The organism is Shewanella glacialimarina (assembly GCF_020511155.1).
In the GTDB taxonomy this organism is placed as follows: Bacteria; Pseudomonadota; Gammaproteobacteria; order Enterobacterales; family Shewanellaceae; genus Shewanella; species Shewanella glacialimarina.
This window is the reverse complement of sequence record NZ_CP041216.1, coordinates 2,759,706-2,779,085: the sequence shown is the minus strand read 5'-3', so window position 1 is coordinate 2,779,085 and position 19,380 is coordinate 2,759,706. Positions and strand designations below refer to the sequence as shown.

The 19,380-nt window shown below is 41.9% G+C and carries 15 protein-coding genes; 14 read left to right on the top strand and 1 reads right to left on the bottom strand.

Annotated features, from left to right (window positions below):
* Positions 1-61 precede the first annotated feature (61 nt).
* The 14 genes from frr to tilS all read left to right on the top strand — a co-directional run bounded on the left by frr (position 62) and on the right by tilS (position 17,352).
* Positions 62-604, top strand: coding sequence for a ribosome recycling factor (gene frr, locus FJ709_RS12060; protein WP_226415966.1), 543 nt, complete (start codon positions 62-64; stop codon positions 602-604).
* 80 nt (positions 605-684) lie between these two features.
* Complete coding sequence (locus tag FJ709_RS12055) at positions 685-1,509, top strand: isoprenyl transferase (protein ID WP_226410302.1); 825 nt, start codon at positions 685-687, stop codon at positions 1,507-1,509.
* Positions 1,510-1,529: 20 nt separating this feature from the next.
* Complete coding sequence (locus tag FJ709_RS12050; protein ID WP_226410301.1) at positions 1,530-2,387, top strand: phosphatidate cytidylyltransferase; 858 nt, start codon at positions 1,530-1,532, stop codon at positions 2,385-2,387.
* A gap of 5 nt (positions 2,388-2,392) precedes the next feature.
* A complete protein-coding gene (ispC, locus tag FJ709_RS12045) occupies positions 2,393-3,583 on the top strand; it encodes a 1-deoxy-D-xylulose-5-phosphate reductoisomerase (RefSeq protein WP_226410300.1) in 1,191 nt (396 codons plus the stop codon).
* Between the two features lie 11 nt (positions 3,584-3,594).
* Positions 3,595-4,965, top strand: a complete 1,371-nt coding sequence (rseP, locus tag FJ709_RS12040) for a sigma E protease regulator RseP (protein WP_226410299.1) — start codon at positions 3,595-3,597, stop codon at positions 4,963-4,965.
* A 30-nt stretch (positions 4,966-4,995) separates the two neighbouring features.
* Positions 4,996-7,479: an outer membrane protein assembly factor BamA gene (bamA, locus tag FJ709_RS12035; protein WP_226410298.1), complete on the top strand. Its 2,484-nt coding sequence runs from the start codon at positions 4,996-4,998 to the stop codon at positions 7,477-7,479.
* A 65-nt stretch (positions 7,480-7,544) separates the two neighbouring features.
* The gene (locus tag FJ709_RS12030) at positions 7,545-8,042 is read left to right on the top strand and encodes an OmpH family outer membrane protein (protein WP_226415964.1); all 498 of its coding nucleotides are present in this window, start codon (positions 7,545-7,547) and stop codon (positions 8,040-8,042) included.
* A 25-nt stretch (positions 8,043-8,067) separates the two neighbouring features.
* Positions 8,068-9,084, top strand: coding sequence for a UDP-3-O-(3-hydroxymyristoyl)glucosamine N-acyltransferase (lpxD, locus tag FJ709_RS12025; protein ID WP_226410297.1), 1,017 nt, complete (start codon positions 8,068-8,070; stop codon positions 9,082-9,084).
* A gap of 49 nt (positions 9,085-9,133) precedes the next feature.
* Positions 9,134-9,595 (top strand): 3-hydroxyacyl-ACP dehydratase FabZ, encoded by a 462-nt coding sequence (gene fabZ / locus FJ709_RS12020; protein ID WP_226410296.1) that lies wholly within the window; start codon positions 9,134-9,136, stop codon positions 9,593-9,595.
* Positions 9,592-10,362: an acyl-ACP--UDP-N-acetylglucosamine O-acyltransferase gene (lpxA, locus tag FJ709_RS12015; RefSeq protein ID WP_226410295.1), complete on the top strand. Its 771-nt coding sequence runs from the start codon at positions 9,592-9,594 to the stop codon at positions 10,360-10,362. The genes fabZ and lpxA overlap by 4 nt, the downstream gene beginning before the upstream one ends.
* 8 nt (positions 10,363-10,370) lie before the next feature.
* The gene (gene lpxB / locus FJ709_RS12010; RefSeq protein WP_226410294.1) at positions 10,371-11,519 is read left to right on the top strand and encodes a lipid-A-disaccharide synthase; all 1,149 of its coding nucleotides are present in this window, start codon (positions 10,371-10,373) and stop codon (positions 11,517-11,519) included.
* A 32-nt stretch (positions 11,520-11,551) separates the two neighbouring features.
* Positions 11,552-12,187: a ribonuclease HII gene (rnhB, locus tag FJ709_RS12005; RefSeq protein ID WP_226410293.1), complete on the top strand. Its 636-nt coding sequence runs from the start codon at positions 11,552-11,554 to the stop codon at positions 12,185-12,187.
* Between the two features lie 197 nt (positions 12,188-12,384).
* Positions 12,385-15,861: a DNA polymerase III subunit alpha gene (gene dnaE, locus FJ709_RS12000; RefSeq protein WP_226410292.1), complete on the top strand. Its 3,477-nt coding sequence runs from the start codon at positions 12,385-12,387 to the stop codon at positions 15,859-15,861.
* A gap of 9 nt (positions 15,862-15,870) precedes the next feature.
* Positions 15,871-17,352: a tRNA lysidine(34) synthetase TilS gene (gene tilS, locus FJ709_RS11995; RefSeq protein ID WP_226410291.1), complete on the top strand. Its 1,482-nt coding sequence runs from the start codon at positions 15,871-15,873 to the stop codon at positions 17,350-17,352.
* Positions 17,353-18,105: 753 nt separating this feature from the next.
* On the opposite strand, the gene FJ709_RS11990 is transcribed toward tilS, so the two are convergent.
* Positions 18,106-19,176 (bottom strand): DUF5694 domain-containing protein, encoded by a 1,071-nt coding sequence (locus FJ709_RS11990; RefSeq protein WP_226410290.1) that lies wholly within the window; start codon positions 19,174-19,176, stop codon positions 18,106-18,108.
* Positions 19,177-19,380 lie beyond the last annotated feature (204 nt).

Genomic DNA, 19,380 nt, shown 5'->3' with positions numbered 1-19,380 from the left:
TCTTTATCTATCAGTTCAAAAAATATTTGTGAAAAAGGAAATTATTGTGATTGAAACAATTATGTTAGATGCGCAAGAGCGCATGGGAAAATGTGTTGATGCAAGTAAAAATCAAATGGCTAAAGTGCGTACCGGACGTGCACATCCTAGCCTGTTAGATTCAATTCAAGTTTCTTACTACGGTTCAATGACCCCTCTTAAGCAAGTGGCGAACATTGGTATTGAAGACTCACGTACGCTTAACGTGACTGTGTTTGACCAAACATTAGTACAAGCGGTTGAGAAAGCCATTATGTCTTCTGATTTGGGTTTAAATCCAATGACAGCGGGTACATCAATGCGTATCCCTTTGCCAGCGCTAACTGAAGAACGTCGTAAAGACTTTATCAAAGTGGTTCGTAACGAAGCTGAAAATGGTCGTATTGCTATTCGTAATGTCCGTCGTGATGCCATTACTGAAGTCAAAAAACTTGAAAAAGCAAAAGACTGCACTGAAGACGATGTGCGTCGCAGTGAAGACAGTGTCCAAAAGTTTACTGACACTGCTATCAAGCAGGTTGATCAACTTTTAGCCGCGAAAGAGAAAGAGCTAATGGAAGTTTAAACTTCAGCGTTCAACGCTAGAGTTAATACGCCGTGTAAGTGTATACTACACGGCGTTTGTTTTTTATAGGGTTGTTGTTAATGTCATCTACAAATGATTATGGATCAGGTATAGCTTCACTTTCTGACTTAGCTTCATCAGAATGTTTACCTGGACAATTATCTGACATCGTTAGGCAGTCTTTGCCTAAACACGTTGCTATTATTATGGATGGTAATGGCCGCTGGGCACAAAATAAAGGCATGCCAAGAGTTGTGGGCCATAAAGCCGGCGTTAAAGCGGTAAGACGTATTGTCAGCGCTGCGAGTCAATTAGGCATAGAATCTCTCACTTTATTTGCCTTTTCGAGTGAAAATTGGCGTAGACCCGATAAAGAAGTCAGTTTGTTGATGGAACTTTTTTTCAGCGTATTACAACGTGAAATAAAACGTCTGGATAAAAACCAAGTACGACTTAATATTATTGGCGACATCAGTCGATTCTCTGCTAGATTACAAACTCAAATTGGACAAGCTCAAGACAAAACTAAACATAACAAAGGTCTCGTTTTAAATGTTGCTGCAAACTATGGCGGGCGCTGGGATATCATGCAGGCAGCTCAAAAGTTAGCCGAAAAAGTCGAAAGTGGCGAAATCAGCAGCAGTCAGATGACAGAAGAGGCATTAAATCAACATTTGTGCATGCAAAATCAAAGCGAAGTTGATTTAATGATAAGAACAGGCGGTGATTACCGCATCAGTAATTTTATTTTATGGCAGGCCGCCTATGCGGAACTCGTGTTCACTGAAACACTGTGGCCTGATTTTGATGAGAAAGCTTTTCATCATGCACTGGCAATGTTTGCCAGCCGCCAGCGTCGTTTTGGTCTGACCGGAAGTCAAATCGAAGAAATACGTACGCTATAATTTTTAAAAGGATTATTTTTTTGCTAAAACAACGAATAATAACAGCACTTTGTTTAATCCCACTAGTATTAGCCGGTATTTTCTGGGTACCTACGGTTTATTTTGCGTGGTGTTTAGTTCCCATCTTTGCGATTGCAGCAAAAGAATGGGGCCGATTTATTGATAAGGAGTGTAATGTTACCCAGTGGTCATTTACCGTCACTGTTACCATTTTACTGGTCGTCATTAATGTAATGTTTCCTGCCGACAGTCTTTGGTTTAAAGGTCATATTAATCCAATGTTTTTAGCGATTATCAGTATTGGTGTTGTCTGGTGGGTATTCAGCACTATCTTGGTGGTTAGTTTTCCTAAAAGTGCTAAATTCTGGCGCGATAGCCACATGTTTAAATCCATGTTTGGCCAATTGACGTTGATCCCTTGCTTTGTGTCCTTAATCGCTCTCAAGTCATTAAGCAGTCATGCTGAGCCTTATTTTGGTGGTTGGTTAGTGTTTATTGTCATGCTAGTGGTTTGGGCAACCGATACCGGCGCTTATTTTGCTGGGCGCACTTTAGGTAAACATAAGTTGATGCCAAGCGTCAGTCCAGCAAAAACCTTAGAGGGTTTGGCTGGTGGATTGTTAACCACTATGTTAATCGTTGCTGCTGTGATGTATGTTTCTCCTGAACAAGAGGTCGGACTGTTAGTTGTGGTGACCCTTATTACCGCATTAGCCTCTGCATTTGGTGATTTATCAGAAAGTATGTTTAAACGTGTAGCAGAAATTAAAGATTCAGGCAGTATCTTGCCTGGTCACGGTGGTATTTTGGATAGAATTGATAGCCTAACTGCTGCATTGCCTGTATTCACGCTCATTTACATTGCGATGTGGATGTAATTTTGATGCAAAATATGGTTATCCTTGGCGCAACGGGCTCTATTGGCGCAAGTACCTTAAGTGTAATAGCAACAAATCCTGACAAGTTTTGTGTTTACGCCTTAGTTGCCAATTCTAGTGTTGAGAAAATGCATGCTTTATGTGTGACTCATCAACCTGTTTATGCTCACATGGTTAATCAGCAGGCCGCTGTAAAACTCAAAGCATCTTTACCTGCTTGGTGCAAAACCATTGTCACCACATCAGAGCAAGATTTGATTGGATTGGTGACCAGCCAAGAAGTGCATACTGTTATGGCTGCAATTGTCGGCGCAGCTGGGCTTGTATCAACCTTTGCAGCAGTAAAAGCGGGCAAACGGGTGCTACTAGCGAATAAAGAAGCGCTGGTCATGTCTGGTGAACTCTTTATGCACACCGCAAAGACATCAGGGGCGACAATATTACCCGTAGACAGCGAACATAATGCTATTTTTCAGTGTATGCCTGAAGCTGTGCAAGCTAATTTAGGTTATTGCGATATTGCTGTAGAAGGGATTTCACATATTTTGTTAACAGGCTCAGGCGGTCCGTTCTTAACTGCAGATTTAGCGTCATTTCCTCACATGAGTCCAGAGCAAGCTTGTAACCACCCCAATTGGTCAATGGGACGAAAAATCTCCGTTGATTCAGCTTCAATGATGAACAAAGGGTTAGAGTATATCGAAGCGCGCTGGCTGTTTAATACTCGTCCAGAACAGTTAAAAGTAGTTATCCATCCCCAAAGCGTTATTCATTCAATGGTACAATTTAAAGATGGCTCCGTTATCGCGCAGATGGGCAATCCTGATATGCGTACGCCGATTGCTCATTGTATGAGCTATCCGCAAAGAATTTCGGCTGGAGTTGAACCTTTAGATTTTTTCAAAGTCGGACAGTTAAGTTTCTTTGAAGCTGATTTTAATCGTTTTCCATGTTTGAAGTTAGCGATTGATGCATGTAAACAAGGCCAAGAGTCGACAACAGTGTTAAACGCCGCTAATGAAATTGCGGTTGAAGCTTTTTTACAAGGTAGAATTAAATTTACAGATATCGCAATAATAAATGAACAATGCCTTGTTTCAGTCACTCCCGCGGCATTGAATTCAATTGAAGATATTATTCGCCTCGACGGCGAAGCAAGAACACAAGCGATGTTAGCGATAAAAACCTTGGCGTAATCAGGAGCAAGATGTTCGATTTTTTTTGGAATTTAGGTTCGTTTATTGTCGCCTTAGGCATTTTAATTACCGTTCATGAATATGGCCACTTTTGGGTTGCACGTAAGTGTGGCGTAAAAGTTGAAAAATTCTCTATTGGTTTTGGTAAAGCTATTTGGCGTAAAGTCGGTAAAGATGGCACCGAGTATGTGGTGGCAATGATCCCATTAGGTGGGTATGTCAAAATGCTCGATGAACGGGTTGATACCGTACCAGAGGAAATGCTTGACCAAGCATTTAATCGCAAAAATGTATGGCAACGCATTGCGATTGTGGCAGCCGGACCGATTGCTAATTTTATTTTTGCAATAATTGCACTTTATGCCATGTATTTAATTGGTGTGCCGTCAGTTAAACCCGTCATTGATACCACTAAAGCAAATTCTCCTGCTGCGATTATTCAACTGTCAGAACCGCAACAAATAATTGCCGTTTCTGGGCAGAAGGTACGCAATTGGGAAGAAGTCAACTTAGCCTTGGTGGGCCACATAGGTAATGAGCAAGTCGATATTACGCTTGCACCATTATCTCGATTGGAAGGGGGCGAGGTCGCTGGAACTACTTACGAATTAGATATTAGTCAATGGCAATTTGATCCAGAGAAAGAGTCACCTATAACCGCTATAGGATTAGGTATATTTAGACCTGGTATTGAGCCCGTTATAGCGGCCATAAGTGATGGCAGCGCAGCACAAATTTCTGGTTTAATGCTTGGCGATCGTATTTTAAGTATTAATCAACAAGATTACAAAGATTGGAATGCGTTTGTTGATGTGATACAAACGTCAGCCAATAAACCAATAGCTATGTTAATTGAGCGGGCAGGTGAGCAGCGTTTAGTTGAAGTTGTGCCTCAAGCTCAAAAAAATGATAGCGGTGACGTGATTGGTATTATAGGCGTTAGTCCTACCGCGGCGCAGTGGCCTGAAAATATGCGCTTTGAGTTACAATATGGCATGATAGATTCCGTCTCCGCCGCAGCTGATAAAACGTGGCAGCTAGTGGTGGTTAGTTTCAAAATGATCGGCAAATTATTTACCGGCGATGTGTCGGTGAAAAACTTAAGTGGTCCCATTTCGATTGCGCAAGGTGCAGGAGCCAGTGCAAATTACGGATTGGTGTACTTTCTTGGGTTTATCGCACTAATTAGCGTTAACTTAGGCATTATTAACTTAATGCCTTTACCTGTGCTAGATGGTGGACACTTGCTGTATTACTTTATTGAAGTGATTACGGGTAGGCCTGTGCCTGAAAAGGTACAGGAAATTGGATTCAGGTTCGGCGCAGCTTTGCTGCTAATGTTGATGAGCGTAGCGCTTTTCAACGATTTTGCCCGACTCTGAGCAGGACAGACAAATAATTAGAAGTGCTCTATGAGATTGAATAAAATTTTTGCCTCGATGTTATTCGTCGGTGCGTCTTATGCGGGAAGCGGTTGGGCAAATACATTCCAACCATTTGAAGTCACAGACATTCAAGTTGAAGGTCTACAGCGTGTAGCATTAGGAGCTGCATTGTTAAACTTACCGGTTAAAGTCGGTGACACAGTTGATCAAGTTAAAATACAACAGGCGATAAAAAGCTTATATGGTTCGACTAATTTCGAAACCATTAATGTCAGTCATGAAAATGGCGTGTTGTACGTTACCGTTAAAGAGCGCCCGACGATTAGTGCGGTGACGTTTGAAGGTAACAAAGATATTAAAGATGAGCAGCTTCAAGAGAGTCTTGATGGTTCTGGTGTCAAAATTGGTGAGTCTTTAGACCGCACAATGTTATCAGGCATCGAAAAGGGCTTACAAGATTTCTACTATGGTGTCGGTAAGTACGGCGCAAAAGTTGAAGCTCAAATTGTTAACTTACCGCGTAATAGAGTGGAGTTGCAGTTTAACTTTACCGAAGGTTTAGCGGCTGAAATTCGTCAAATTAACGTGGTTGGTAACACGGTTTTCACTGACTCTGAATTGATTAGCATGCTTGAGTTGAAAGACTTTGTTGCATGGTGGGATGTGTTTGGTGAACGTCGCTATCAAAAACAAAAGTTACAAGCTGACTTAGAAACCATTAAAACTTATTACCACAATCAAGGTTATATTCGTTTTGATGTGACCTCAACGCAAGTTGCTATGACTCCTGACCGTAAAGGACTCTACATTACGATCAACGTCGATGAAGGCGAAAAATATAAAATTAAAGAGGTCAATCTCACCGGCGATTTAATGGGTCGAGAAGAGCTAATGAATGCAATATTGCCGCTTAAAGCTGGCAGTATGTATAACGGTGCGGATGTCACATTCACCGAAGAAATGTATAGCAAGTACCTTGGCCGTTTTGGTTATGCTTATCCTGAAGTGAAAATATACCCAGAAATTGACGATGAAAATAAAGAAGTCGTCTTAAACGTTAATATTGATCCGGGTAAACGTGTATATGTTCGCAGTATTAATTTTACTGGGAACGCTGTTACTAAAGATGAAGTTATGCGCCGTGAATTACGCCAAATGGAAGGTGCTTGGTTGAATTCTGCTCAAATTGAGCAGTCCAAAGCTCGTTTAAACCGTTTAGGTTATTTCGAGACAGTTGATACTGAGACAATACAAGTCCCTGGCAGTGATGATTTGGTCGATGTTGCTGTGTCGGTGAAAGAGCAGCCATCAGGTTCCTTTAATGCTGGTGTCGGTTATGGTACTGAATCTGGTGTTAGCTTGCAGTTTGGTGTTGAGCAAAACAACTTCTTAGGCACAGGTAACCAGGCTGGTATTAGCATTAACACCAACAAGTATTCTAAGAGTGCAAACCTCTCTTTTACTGACCCTTATTTTACTAAAGATGCTGTGAGTTTAGGTGGCAGTGTTTACTGGAGCGAATTTGATGCAAATGAAGCTAACTTAGAACGCTATAAGAATAACTCTTATGGTGTGGCATTAAATTCTGGTTTTCCTATAAATGAATATAATCGCTTAAACGGTGGTGTTGGATATCGTCACAATGCCATTTCTGAAATTTCTGCCTACGAGCAGGCGTTGCGTTTTTATAATGTGTATCGTGATAAAGAAGATCCAAATGCCGATTTAGCATTTGATAACTTCGACTTTAATGGTGGTTGGTCTAGAAGTACCTTAAACCGCGGCACCTTCCCAACGGATGGTTCGTCACAGCGTTTGAATGGTAAAATGACGGTACCTGGGTCTGATCTACAATATTTTAAAACAGACTTTGATACTAACTTCTACTTCCCATTAACGCGTACCCACAGTTTTGTCTTTTTGACTCGTGCACGTCTGGGTTATGCCAATGGCTTTGGTCAGTTTAATGATAACGATCAAATTTTACCGTTTTGGGAAAACTACTACTCAGGTGGCAGTAGCTCATTGCGTGGTTTTAAATCCAACTCTGTTGGTCCTAGATCATTCTATTTAGTTCGTGGCAGTGAGCCATGTGCTCCAGATGCTTCAGGTGATGGTTGTAGCCTACCTGGAGAGCCTAATCAAATTCAGGTTAGTCAGGGTCGCTCTATCGGTGGTAATGCTATCGCAACAGCCAGTATGGAGTTAATTGTTCCTACTCCATTCCTCGATGAAGCTTATACCAATTCTGTGCGTACCAGTTTCTTTGTTGATGCTGGTAACGTGTGGGATACCGAGTTTGATTATGAATCTTACCGAACTCTTCCATCGGAAGAATTTAGTAAACTTGAAGACTATAGTGATCCAGCGCGTATTCGTGCTTCATGGGGTATGAGTGTGCAATGGCTGTCTCCTATGGGCCCAATGGTCTTTAGTTTGGCATGGCCGCTTAAAGAATACGAAGATGATGAAACAGAGATTTTCTCGTTCAATATTGGCAAAACGTTCTAAAACAAATAAACTCAGCAGACTTTGCTGAACAAGTATTTATTAACAAGGAGTCTACTTTGAAAAAGATGGTAAATCGCGCATTAGTGACATTAGCTTTTTTAGCTGCACCAATCATGGCGCATGCTGAAAACATTGCTGTAGTGGATATGGGCGAAGTATTTGAACAATTGCCACAACGTGAACAAATCTCAAAATCATTAAAAGCTGAATTTGGTGATCGTGTTGCTCAAGTCCAAAAAATGCAGGAAGAAATGCGTTCATTGGTTGAAAAGCAGCAACGTGATGGTGCGTTAATGAGTGAAACTCAAAAGACTGACATGGTTCGTAAAATGGAATCGCTAAAGTCTGAATTTCAATTAAAAGGTAAAGCACTTGACGAAGACATGCGTCGTCGTCAGGGTGAAGAGCAAAATAAACTGTTAGTACAAGTTCAAAAAGCGATTAATACCATTGCTGAGAAAGAAAAATATGACATGGTATTACAACGTGGTGCAGTTATTTTTGTTAAGCCAGACGCTGATATTAGCGGTAAAGTGGTTGAAGCGTTAAGTAAAGGTAAATAAGCCCGAATTTGAGGCGAGAAACACTATGCAACAAGTGACTTTAAAAGAAATTGGCCAACTGCTAAATGCCACAATTCGCGGTGATGATACCCAAATTGTGATGAGTGTTGCCACTTTAGAAGATGCAATAGAAGGCCAATTATCTTTTCTAGCCAACAGTAAGTACCGTGCTCAACTTGAGGCAACTCAAGCGAGTGCGGTATTGCTTACTGAAAAAGACGCAGCAGATTATAAAGGGACAGCAATTATTGTTGCTGACCCTTATGTCGGTTTTGCGCGTGTGGCACAATTACTTGATACCTCGCCCAAAGCGGCTGTTGGTATTCATCCAAGTGCACAAATAGATGCGAGTGCTAAACTCGGTGAAAATGTGTCAATTGGCGCAAATGCTGTGATTGGTGCCAATGTTATTTTAAGTGATAATGTGCAAATAGGTCCTGGCTCTGTGGTTGGCGAGTCTAGCATTATTGGTCAAAATAGCTGCTTATGGGCTAATGTGACTCTATACCATAATGTCCATATTGGTACCGACTGTACTATTCATTCCGCATCGGTTATTGGCTCTGATGGCTTTGGTTATGCCAACGAGAATGGTAATTGGATAAAAATCCCTCAAACAGGGGGGGTTAGAATTGGTAATCGTGTTGAAATAGGTGCTTCTACCAGTGTTGACCGAGGTGCGTTATCGCACACTGAGATTCATGACGGTGTTATTATTGACAACCAAGTTCAAATTGCCCATAACGTGGTGATTGGTCAAAACACGGCTATTGCTGGCGGAACAATTGTTGCCGGTAGTTCGACAATTGGTAAGTATTGTATTATTGGTGGTGGTTGTGGTGTTTCTGGCCATATCAGTATCGCTGATGGAGTGCATATCTCGGGTGGTACTAATGTGACCAGTGTTATCCGTGAAAAAGGCATATATTCTTCTGCTACTATAGCAATGGAAAACAAGTTATGGCGACGCAATACCGTGCGCTTCCGCCAACTAGATGAATTGTTTGCTCGAGTTAAACAACTTGAGAATACGCAAAAATAAGATTAACTGTCATACTAAACCTCTCATTGAACCTGTTAAGGAAACAAGAGTGTCGAACGAATTAAACACAATGGATATTAAAGAAATCCTTAAATATCTTCCCCATAGATATCCATTTTTATTGATTGACCGGGTGTTAGATTACGCCGTTGGTGACTATTTACACGCGATGAAAAACGTGACAATAAATGAACCATTTTTTCAAGGTCATTTTCCTGTAGCACCTGTTATGCCAGGTGTATTGATTTTAGAGGCTATGGCGCAGGCCACAGGCCTATTAGCATTTAAAACCATGAGTACAGAGCCATCACCTAATGTGTTGTATTACTTTGCAGGTATCGACAAAGCACGTTTTAAACGTGTTGTTGAGCCCGGAGATCAAATCCATTTCCATGTGAAGATGATTAAAGAGCGCCGTGGAATTGGTGTATTTGAAGGAGAAGCACGCGTTGATGGCGTCGTGGTGTGTTCTGCTGAAATTATGTGTGCCCGAAGAGAGATTCAAACGTGATAGATAAATTAGCTTTCGTTCATCCAGACGCCAAAATTGGTAACAATGTCACCATTGGACCTTGGAGTTATATCGGCGCAGATGTAGAAATCGGCGATGATACTTGGATTAGTTCGCATGTTGTTATCAAAGGCCCATCGGTTATCGGTAAAGGTAACCGTATCTTTCAATTCGCCTCTGTAGGTGAAGAATGCCAAGATAAAAAATATGCAGGCGAACCGACTCGTTTAATCATGGGTGACAACAATATTATCCGTGAATCTGTCACCATCCATCGTGGTACAGTACAAGATAATAGCGAGACTCGCATAGGGTCAAATAACTTGTTAATGGCTTATGTGCATGTCGCACATGACTGTGTGGTCGGTAACCATGTCATCATGGCTAATAACGCCTCTATAGCAGGCCATGTCCACGTACATGATCATGTTATTTTAGGTGGAATGACCGGCGTGCATCAATTTGTGCACATTGGCGCTCATGCATTTACCGCTGGCTCATCAACTATTTTTCAAGATGTGCCGCCTTTTGTAATGGCCGCAGGTAGCCCAGCTATACCACGTGGATTAAATGTTGAAGGCTTAAAACGTCGTGGCTTTAGCAAAGAAACCCAACATGCTATCCGTCGTACTTATAAAGCCTTATATCGTAAAAATTTAACCCTTGAAGAAGCATTAGCTGAAATAAAACCTGATGCTGACAATGACCCCCATGTTCAAGCCATGGTTGATTTTATTACTAACTCTTCCCGTGGCATTATTCGTTAAGTGATCTAATGAACGATTCAAAACCCCGTATATTTGCCATGGTCGCCGGAGAAATCTCCGGCGATATTTTAGGTGCTGGTTTAATAAAATCACTACAGCAACGCTACCCCGATGCACAGTTTGTTGGCATTGGTGGGCCTCGTATGGAAAAATTAGGCTTCCAGTCTTGGTTTTCGATAGAGGAATTAGCGGTGATGGGCATTGTTGAAGTGCTATCGCGCTTGCCACGGCTACTGAAAGTACGTGCCACCTTGATAGATAAAATCACATCCATTAAGCCTGATTGCTTTATTGGTATTGATGCACCTGATTTTAATATTGGCCTTGAGCTCAAACTTAAGAATAAAGGTATCAAAACGGTTCACTATGTTAGCCCTTCGGTGTGGGCATGGCGTCCTAAGCGGATTTTTAAAATCGCCAAAGCCACCAATATGGTGCTCTCTTTACTGCCATTTGAAAAAGCCTTTTATGATGAACATAACGTACCTTGTACTTTTGTTGGCCATACTTTAGCGGATGATATTCCGCTCAAAAGCGATAAAGCGTCAGCACGTAAGTTACTTAATTTAGATCCTGATGCAGAGTATTTGGCGGTTTTACCCGGATCTCGTGGAGGGGAGTTAAAGCAACTCGCTGAGCCATTCGTTAAAGCGGCAATGTTAGTTAAACAGCATTTTCCCGATATAAAGTTTGTCACCCCATTAGTTAATGAAGCGCGTCGGCAACAGTTTTTAGCCGCATTGGCTGAACATGCGCCAGATTTAGAGGTTGAACTTATTGAGGGGCATTCAAGGGAAGTGATGGCTGCGGCTGATTGCATTTTATTAGCATCAGGTACCGCGACATTAGAAGCTATGTTGGTCAAGCGCCCTATGGTGGTGTCTTACCGCGTTAGCCCTATTACTTATGCCATTGCTATTCGCATGATGAAAATCAAAAACTATTCGCTGCCTAACTTACTGGCTAACGAAACGATCGTGCCTGAATTAATGCAAGCTAATTGCCAGCCGCAGTTAATTGCAGATGCGGTGATTAAGCAACTTAATCAAGATTTTGCGCCACTGAATGAAAAATTTGAGCAGTTACATCAATTACTTAAATGTAACGCCAGCGAACGTGCTGCCGATGCTGTAGTGGCCTTATTGCCAACGCAGTAATCTGTTGAGGCTAACGAGTAGGATAACCAAATATGTCGACATTACCGCAAGTGATAAAACAGATCACCCCAGAGCAAGTGGCGATAATTTCAGAGGGTATTGTCGCCGGTGTTGATGAAGTTGGTCGCGGTCCTTTAGTGGGAGATGTGGTTACCGCCGCGGTTATTTTAGACCCCACTAAACCCATAATTGGTTTAAACGATTCTAAAAAATTGACTGAAAAACGGCGCAACTCACTGTATCAAGATATTATAGCCAATGCGCTTGCGGTCAGTGTTGGCCGGGCAACTCCGACCGAAATTGATCAAATTAATATTTTACAAGCGACCATGTTAGCCATGCAACGTGCTGTTGCTGGCTTGGCTATTGTACCTGAACGGGTATTAGTCGATGGTAATCGCGTACCTGATTTTGGCATTGTTGCCCATGCGATTATTAAAGGCGATGGCTTAGTTGCTGCAATCAGTGCAGCATCCATTATTGCTAAAGTGACCCGAGATAAAGAGATGGATGAGCTTGATGCCAAGTATCCTCAATACGGGTTTGCTAAGCATAAGGGCTATCCTACAAAAGCACATTTTGAAGCACTTGCACAGTTCGGTGCCATAGATGAACATCGAAAAAGCTTTAAACCGGTTGCAGAATGTTTAGCTAACACGGCAAAGTAATTACCTAGATGCTAATTTTTTAAATCATACCGCTATGAAGCCATTTAAATCTTAGCCGTCTTTATTTCTAGGTGTTAATCTCGATAGTTCCACGATTGAATAAGCATTGGCTGTAATGTGAATGTTTGCTAGTGTGATTAATAATTTCAACTGCATTGTTTGTATCTTTTTTCCTTCGAAAAATAAGAATTTTATTTATGTCCGATCCTCGTTTTGTGCATTTGCGTGTCCACAGTGACTATTCCATGACAGATGGTGTCGCTAAGGTGAAACCTATCTTAGCAGCAGCAGAAGCGCAGGGGATGGCCGCGATCGCATTGACAGATCAAAACAACTTTTGTGGTTTAGTGAAGTTTTATGGTGGCGCACATGCAGTGGGTATTAAACCTATTGTCGGTGCTGACTTTTGGATGCGTGTGCCTGGTTTTGAAAAAGAATTATGTGCACTTACCATTATTGCAATGGATAACGACGGTTACCAAAACCTCACCCAGTTAATCAGTGAAGCCTATCTTCGCGGTCAAGTTGATGGTCGAGTCGTTATCGATCAAGACTGGCTTGTGACCTATAACAAAGGGATTTTGCTTTTATCGGGTGCCAAAGAAGGCGATATAGGTAAAGCTTTATTAAAAGGCAACCAAGGCCAAGTTGACGACCTCGTAAACTTTTATCAAACGCATTTTAGTGATCGCTATTTTCTTGAACTCATTCGCACCGACCGTGCAGACGAAGAGCGCTATCTACACATGGCGGTTGAACTTGCCGCCAAGACAGGCATTCCTGTTGTTGCTACCAACCAGGTGGTGTTTTTAAAAGCCGATGATTTTGAAGCGCATGAAATTCGCGTCGCTATTCACGATGGCTATACCCTAGTAGACCCTAGACGCCCTAAAACCTACAGTAACGCCCAGTATCTTCGCAGCGAAGATGAAATGTGTGAGCTTTTTAAAGATATTCCTTCAGCGATTAGCAATAGTGTCGAAATAGCCAAACGCTGTAACGTCACCATTCGATTATATGAATACTTTCTGCCGAACTTTCCAACGGGCGACCTATCAATAGAAGACTTCTTGGTTGCCGCGTCAGTTAAAGGCTTAGAAGAGCGTCTTGAGTTTTTATTTCCAGATCCAACCGTGAGAGCCCAAAGAAGGCCTGAGTACGATGAGCGCCTAGAAATTGAGCTTAAAGTCATCAACCAAATGGGATTCCCGGGTTATTTCTTAATTGTGATGGAGTTTATTCAATGGGGTAAAGATCAAGGCATTCCCGTAGGCCCTGGTCGTGGTTCAGGTGCGGGATCGTTAGTCGCTTATGCGCTTAAAATTACTGATTTAGATCCCCTTGAATATGATTTACTGTTCGAGCGTTTCTTAAACCCTGAACGTGTATCCATGCCCGATTTCGACGTCGATTTTTGTATGGATCGCCGCGATGAGGTTATCGACCATGTAGCCGAGCTGTATGGCCGTGAAGCGGTATCGCAAATTATTACCTTTGGTACTATGGCGGCTAAAGCGGTTGTACGCGATGTTGGCCGTGTATTAGGTCATCCATATGGGTTTGTTGAACGTCTAACTAAGATGATCCCCGCAGAACCCGGCATGACACTGGCTAAAGCGTTTGAGGTGGAACCTGCGCTGCCTGAAGCCTACGCCGCTGATGAAGATGTCAAAGAGCTTATCGACATGTGTCGCCGCTTAGAAGGTGTGACGCGTAACGCTGGTAAGCATGCCGGTGGTGTGGTTATTGCGCCGACTCGTATAACGGACTTTGCGCCACTATATTGTGATGCAGAAGGCTTAAACCCGGTCACTCAGTTTGATAAAAATGACGTAGAAACCGCCGGTTTAGTTAAGTTCGACTTCTTGGGGTTACGTACTTTAACCATTATTGACTGGGCATTGCAGATGATCAATCCGCGCTTAGCCAAACAAGGTAAAGAACCGGTTCGCATCGAAGCGATTCCGCTGGCCGATCCCGCTTGCTTTAAATTACTACAACGTTATGAAACCACCGCAGTATTCCAGTTAGAATCTCGCGGCATGAAAGATCTGATTAAACGTCTACAGCCCGATTGTTTTGAAGACATGATTGCACTGGTAGCCCTTTTCCGCCCAGGGCCTTTGCAATCAGGCATGGTAGATAACTTTATCGAACGTAAACATGGTCGTGAAGCCGTATCTTATCCCGATGCTGAATATCAGCATGAATCGTTAAGAGAATTACTGTCACCGACCTACGGCATTATCTTGTATCAAGAGCAGGTAATGCAGATTGCCCAGGTGCTGTCGGGTTATACCCTAGGCGGCGCGGACATGCTTCGCCGAGCTATGGGTAAGAAAAAGCCTGAAGAAATGGCTAAGCAGCGTGGCACGTTCAAAGAAGGTGCGATTAATAACGGCGTTGACGGCGACTTGTCGATGAAAATTTTCGACTTGGTTGAAAAGTTCGCCGGTTATGGTTTTAACAAATCGCATTCTGCTGCTTACGCATTAGTTTCTTACCAAACATTGTGGCTTAAAACCCATTATCCAGCGCAATTTATGGCCGCGGTAATGTCGGCTGATATGGATAACACAGATAAAATTGTTACCTTGGTCGATGAATGCGAGCGCATGGGATTACCGCTTATTCCGCCCGATGTGAACAAAGGTCAATTCAAGTTCACCGTTGATGATGACTTAAATATTGTGTATGGCATAGGTGCGATTAAAGGCGTGGGTGAAGGCCCAGTCGATTCTATTCTTGAAGCGCGCAAAGATGGACCTTTTATCGATTTATTTGATTTTTGTGCCCGTATCGATCTAAAAAAACTCAATAAACGGGTTATCGAAAAACTGATTTGTGCCGGTGCATTAGATGACCTTGGCCCGCATCGTGCCTCAATGATGGCCACATTACCTGAAGCCATTCGCGCAGCAGCGCAACACGCGAAAGCGCAAGAAATCGGTCAACATGATATGTTTGGTTTGCTTAATGACGAGCCAGACGATAATAAGCAAAATTTTGTTGAATGTACTCCCTGGCCAGACAAAATATGGTTAGAAGGGGAGCGCGATACCCTTGGGTTGTACTTGACCGGCCATCCGATTAATCAGTATTTAGCTGAGTTGAAACAATATACTTCAGCTCGCTTAAAAGACATTCACCCGACTGAGCGCGGTAAAACGGTCAAAGTGGCGGGTTTAGTGGTTGCCACCCGCGTGATGATCACCAAGCGCGGCTCAAAGATGGGCTTGGTGACATTAGATGATAAAAGTGCTCGCTTAGAGGTGATGTTATTCACTGAACCATTTGAAAAATTCGGTCATTTACTTGAAAAAGATCGTATTTTAATCTGTGAAGGTGATGTTAGCTATGATGATTTTGCCGGTGGCAATCGCATGAATGGCCGTAATATCATTGAAATTGGTGAAGCAAGAAGCCATTTTGCTAAAGCGGTTGAACTCAATATCCATGCAGATATATTATCGCCCGAATGGTTAACGAATTTTCAGCAAATACTAATGCCGTGGAAATCAGGCGCTGTGCCAGTAGTGATAAATTATACCAAAAATGCAGCTGCAGGAAGGTTAGTGCTAGGTGATGAATGGCGCGTTAATCCATCAGATGATTTGATGCTGGCCCTAGAAACACAACTGGGTTCCACTAATGTTAAAATTGTCTTTAACTAGGCGTGCACCATGACAGCGAATAACTTAGCTTCGAGTAACCCTGCTTCAAATAGTTTAGCTTCAGCGCACATGACCAAAGAGCAATTACTGAGCTTGCTAGAACAAGCGGTAATGCCTCTTTATCAATTGACGACAGTGCAGGGTGACCCTGCGGCTAAGTTAGTACTGGCTTACAGTGGCGGGGTTGATTCAGAAGTCTTAGCCTGTGGACTGAGTGCCTTTGCACACAAACATCCACACATTGCCTGTTTACTTATTCATATACATCATGGGCTCAGCGCTAATGCCAATACCTGGGTGCAACACTGCATAACCCGCGCAGGGCATTACCAATTGCCAGTACAAATTGAGCGCGTTAGCGTTGATAAAGGCCCAAGGCAAAGTTTAGAAGCGCAAGCGCGAGACGCCCGTTATCAAGCATTTGACCGTTATCTTAATCCAGGTGATATTTTACTTACCGCCCATCATCAAGATGATCAACTCGAAACGCTATTGCTAGCATTAAAGCGCGGCCAAGGCCCTAAAGGACTTGGTGCAATGGGCGCCATACAAGCTTATAAGCAAGCTTGGTTAGTCAGACCATTATTAGACATCAGCCGAGATCAAATAGAGCAATTTGCCCTTCAACAGCAGTTGACCCATATTGAAGATGAAAGTAATCAAGACGACAGTTATGATCGTAATTTTCTGCGTCTAGACATTATCCCACGCTTAAAACAACGCTGGCCAAGTATCGCCACAACCGCAGCCAGAAGTGCAGCCTTGTGCGCCGAGCAACAGCAAGTTATTGATGATGAAGTCAGTCATCGCTTACCCCAATGGCTAGTGTTAGCAAGCGATGATGATGCATTACTTACTGAATCAAGTGGCTTTAAGCTCACAGGTTTTGAACAATTAACAAAAGCCTGGCAAGCATTACTGTTCCGCGGATATTTACTTCACTGTGGGGCTAGCTTACCGTCACAAGCACAATTACAGCAGATGTTGTCACAACTGTTAGCTGCCAAAGACGATGCTAATGTGTCAATTCAATGGGGCAGTTATCAAGTTAAACGCTTTGCTGGAGTTGCTTATGTGCTTAACACCGGTGAGCTTGATACGCCAGAATTAGCCCAACTAAGCGATCGTTTTATCAGCATTATATACGGCGATGCGACCGAGTTGCTAATGGATGTAGGCCAACATCAATCCCTTATAAAGCTAGAAACATTTATTAATAAGCCTTTACTCGCTTTACCATTAACCAGCAGTAAAGTGACCATTCGTTTTGGTGCTACAGGTTCAATTAAATGCCATCCCCAATTTGCCAGTTCACAACGCGTTAAACCACGTGAGCTAAAGAAGCTGTGGCAAGAGTGCAATATTCCCCCCTGGCGTCGCCAGCATATTCCGTTAGTGTTTTATGATGAAGTCTTAGTTGGCGCTATCGGATTATGGGTAGATAAGCGCTATTTAGCCCAAGAAGGGCAGCAAGGGATTAGTTTGTTTTAATTATGAATGTGATTGGATACTCGCTTGCTTATAAACATCAGCAATTTTCAATTTAGCGGTATCTATTACGGTGAGAAAAAGATCTATACAAGTACAAGATAAAAATTTTGTGTTAATCCATGTTTGGTCAAAAATGAGTTCGAAGGAATGATTCAACTAACCAACGCGTTAATGGTTTTGTTATGTTGATTTGTGGCAATCTTAAGCTGATGGAACTTTTAGCTAGAGTAATGGAATGATACCGCTCTGACGGTTTGTTTATATCGTATTGTCGTGACGAAATATACTACATAGTCAGAGCTATCAATGTCCATATGCAGATGTAACCTCAGCTCGGGATAATAAACGCTTACCAAACAGCCCTTTGTCTTGCTAACTGCGTTATTTTTTACACAAGAGCACGTGCAATAGGCCAGCTATTGACGTGTTAATACGCCTTGTTTTCAAAACAAACGACAAGTTTGCTAGAAAATAAGCTAAATCTGTTGAATTCAGCTTATTGAGCCCATCTCTTAACCCGAGTTGAGGTTATGTAGACTCTTTCCATTGTAAATAAATAGCTTACTTTGCAATAGCTTGAGATCGAAAACTACATTGCATTTTAGTAACCGTATGTACCTAATTCAACTATTAATGATTGGCGTGTTTAACTTTGCCTACCAAGGTCTCGGAGCACTAAAATCACATGATCAGATCCAGTAGGCTCAAATTGGTGCGGCCAGGTGATAGTGGAAACAGGTATTAATACTGGTGCTATTTAGAGACTAGTTCAGAGAATTGAATAACATCGACTCCTATCATGTTAGACAAGTACTGTTCTAAAAAGACTTTATGTGTAGAACCAACAACGATAATGACTCTTTCTCCAGTATGACTTGCGACAACCCGCATAATATTCGACACCATATTAAGGTTTCTTATTTCCCATAGCGCAATCCTTGCTAAACCAGCTTTCGGATCTAAATCTTTGTCAGCAAACAGAATCCAATCTTTATTAATAACATCGGCATTATATTCTTTACTATTTATCCATAAAAATAAGGGTAGCCAATTACCTGATTTCAGGGCTTGGTCTCTCAGTATCTGCGGTTTATTGATATACTCACTTTCAAGAAGTTGCTTTGCATATTTGGATTTTTCATATGAAGGCATTAACTTTTCAACCATATTTGGGTACATATCTTTATCTAGGTGATCATCTATTGGATAAAGACGATTTAGGTTTATCTTAGAGGCTAAAGCGGTGGCAATGGTGATTCTTTCATTATTGCTTGATATGCGCTGATTGAGATAAAGCTGTAACTCAGGTGATATTGAATGAGCTGCTGAAGTTTTATTTAAATACTGCCAGTGTAGTGCAGCTGTATCCGGATAATATCCAGCAATAGCGACTTTAATCACTTCAACGGTTTGCTCTACATTCAGTTCGGAATTTTCTAAAAGAACATTCATTTTAATGATTGCTTCAGTTGCCGAAACGGCTAGGATTTGCTGCTCTTTTTTTGCTAACGACAGTAACGTCTCACCGACATAACTTGTCAAAATCTCTTTATATTCTGTCGAGCCATTTTGCATGGTGATAACATCCTCACCTCTTAATGACTCTACAGCTATGGCGGTTGGCTGATAAGTTTCGAGTAAATCGAGAATCGGCAACAGCGTATCTCTATTGAGTTTGTTTCCAATACTATTGAGATGAATGCTGCCAAAAATCATCACCTGGGTTTTGTGTTTAACTTTCTCATTTAATTTATGTATGTCTTGGTCCGCATTAGCGAAGTCAGAGATGAATATAAATAAACTGAGTAAAAAGAATCTCAACATTAAGTTACTCCTTTAATTTTTAAATCGTTAGTATTTCCCTTATCGCTAATGTGACACACGAACATGCTAAATAACAGATACTTAAGTTAATCTAACACTTGTTTTTTGTAAAAAAGATAATTTCCTGCTGTATTGATCAAGCTCAAAAAGACTATTTACTGTTATTAGCAGTCAATAGAATGAGCTATCCCAGTTAATTTTCTG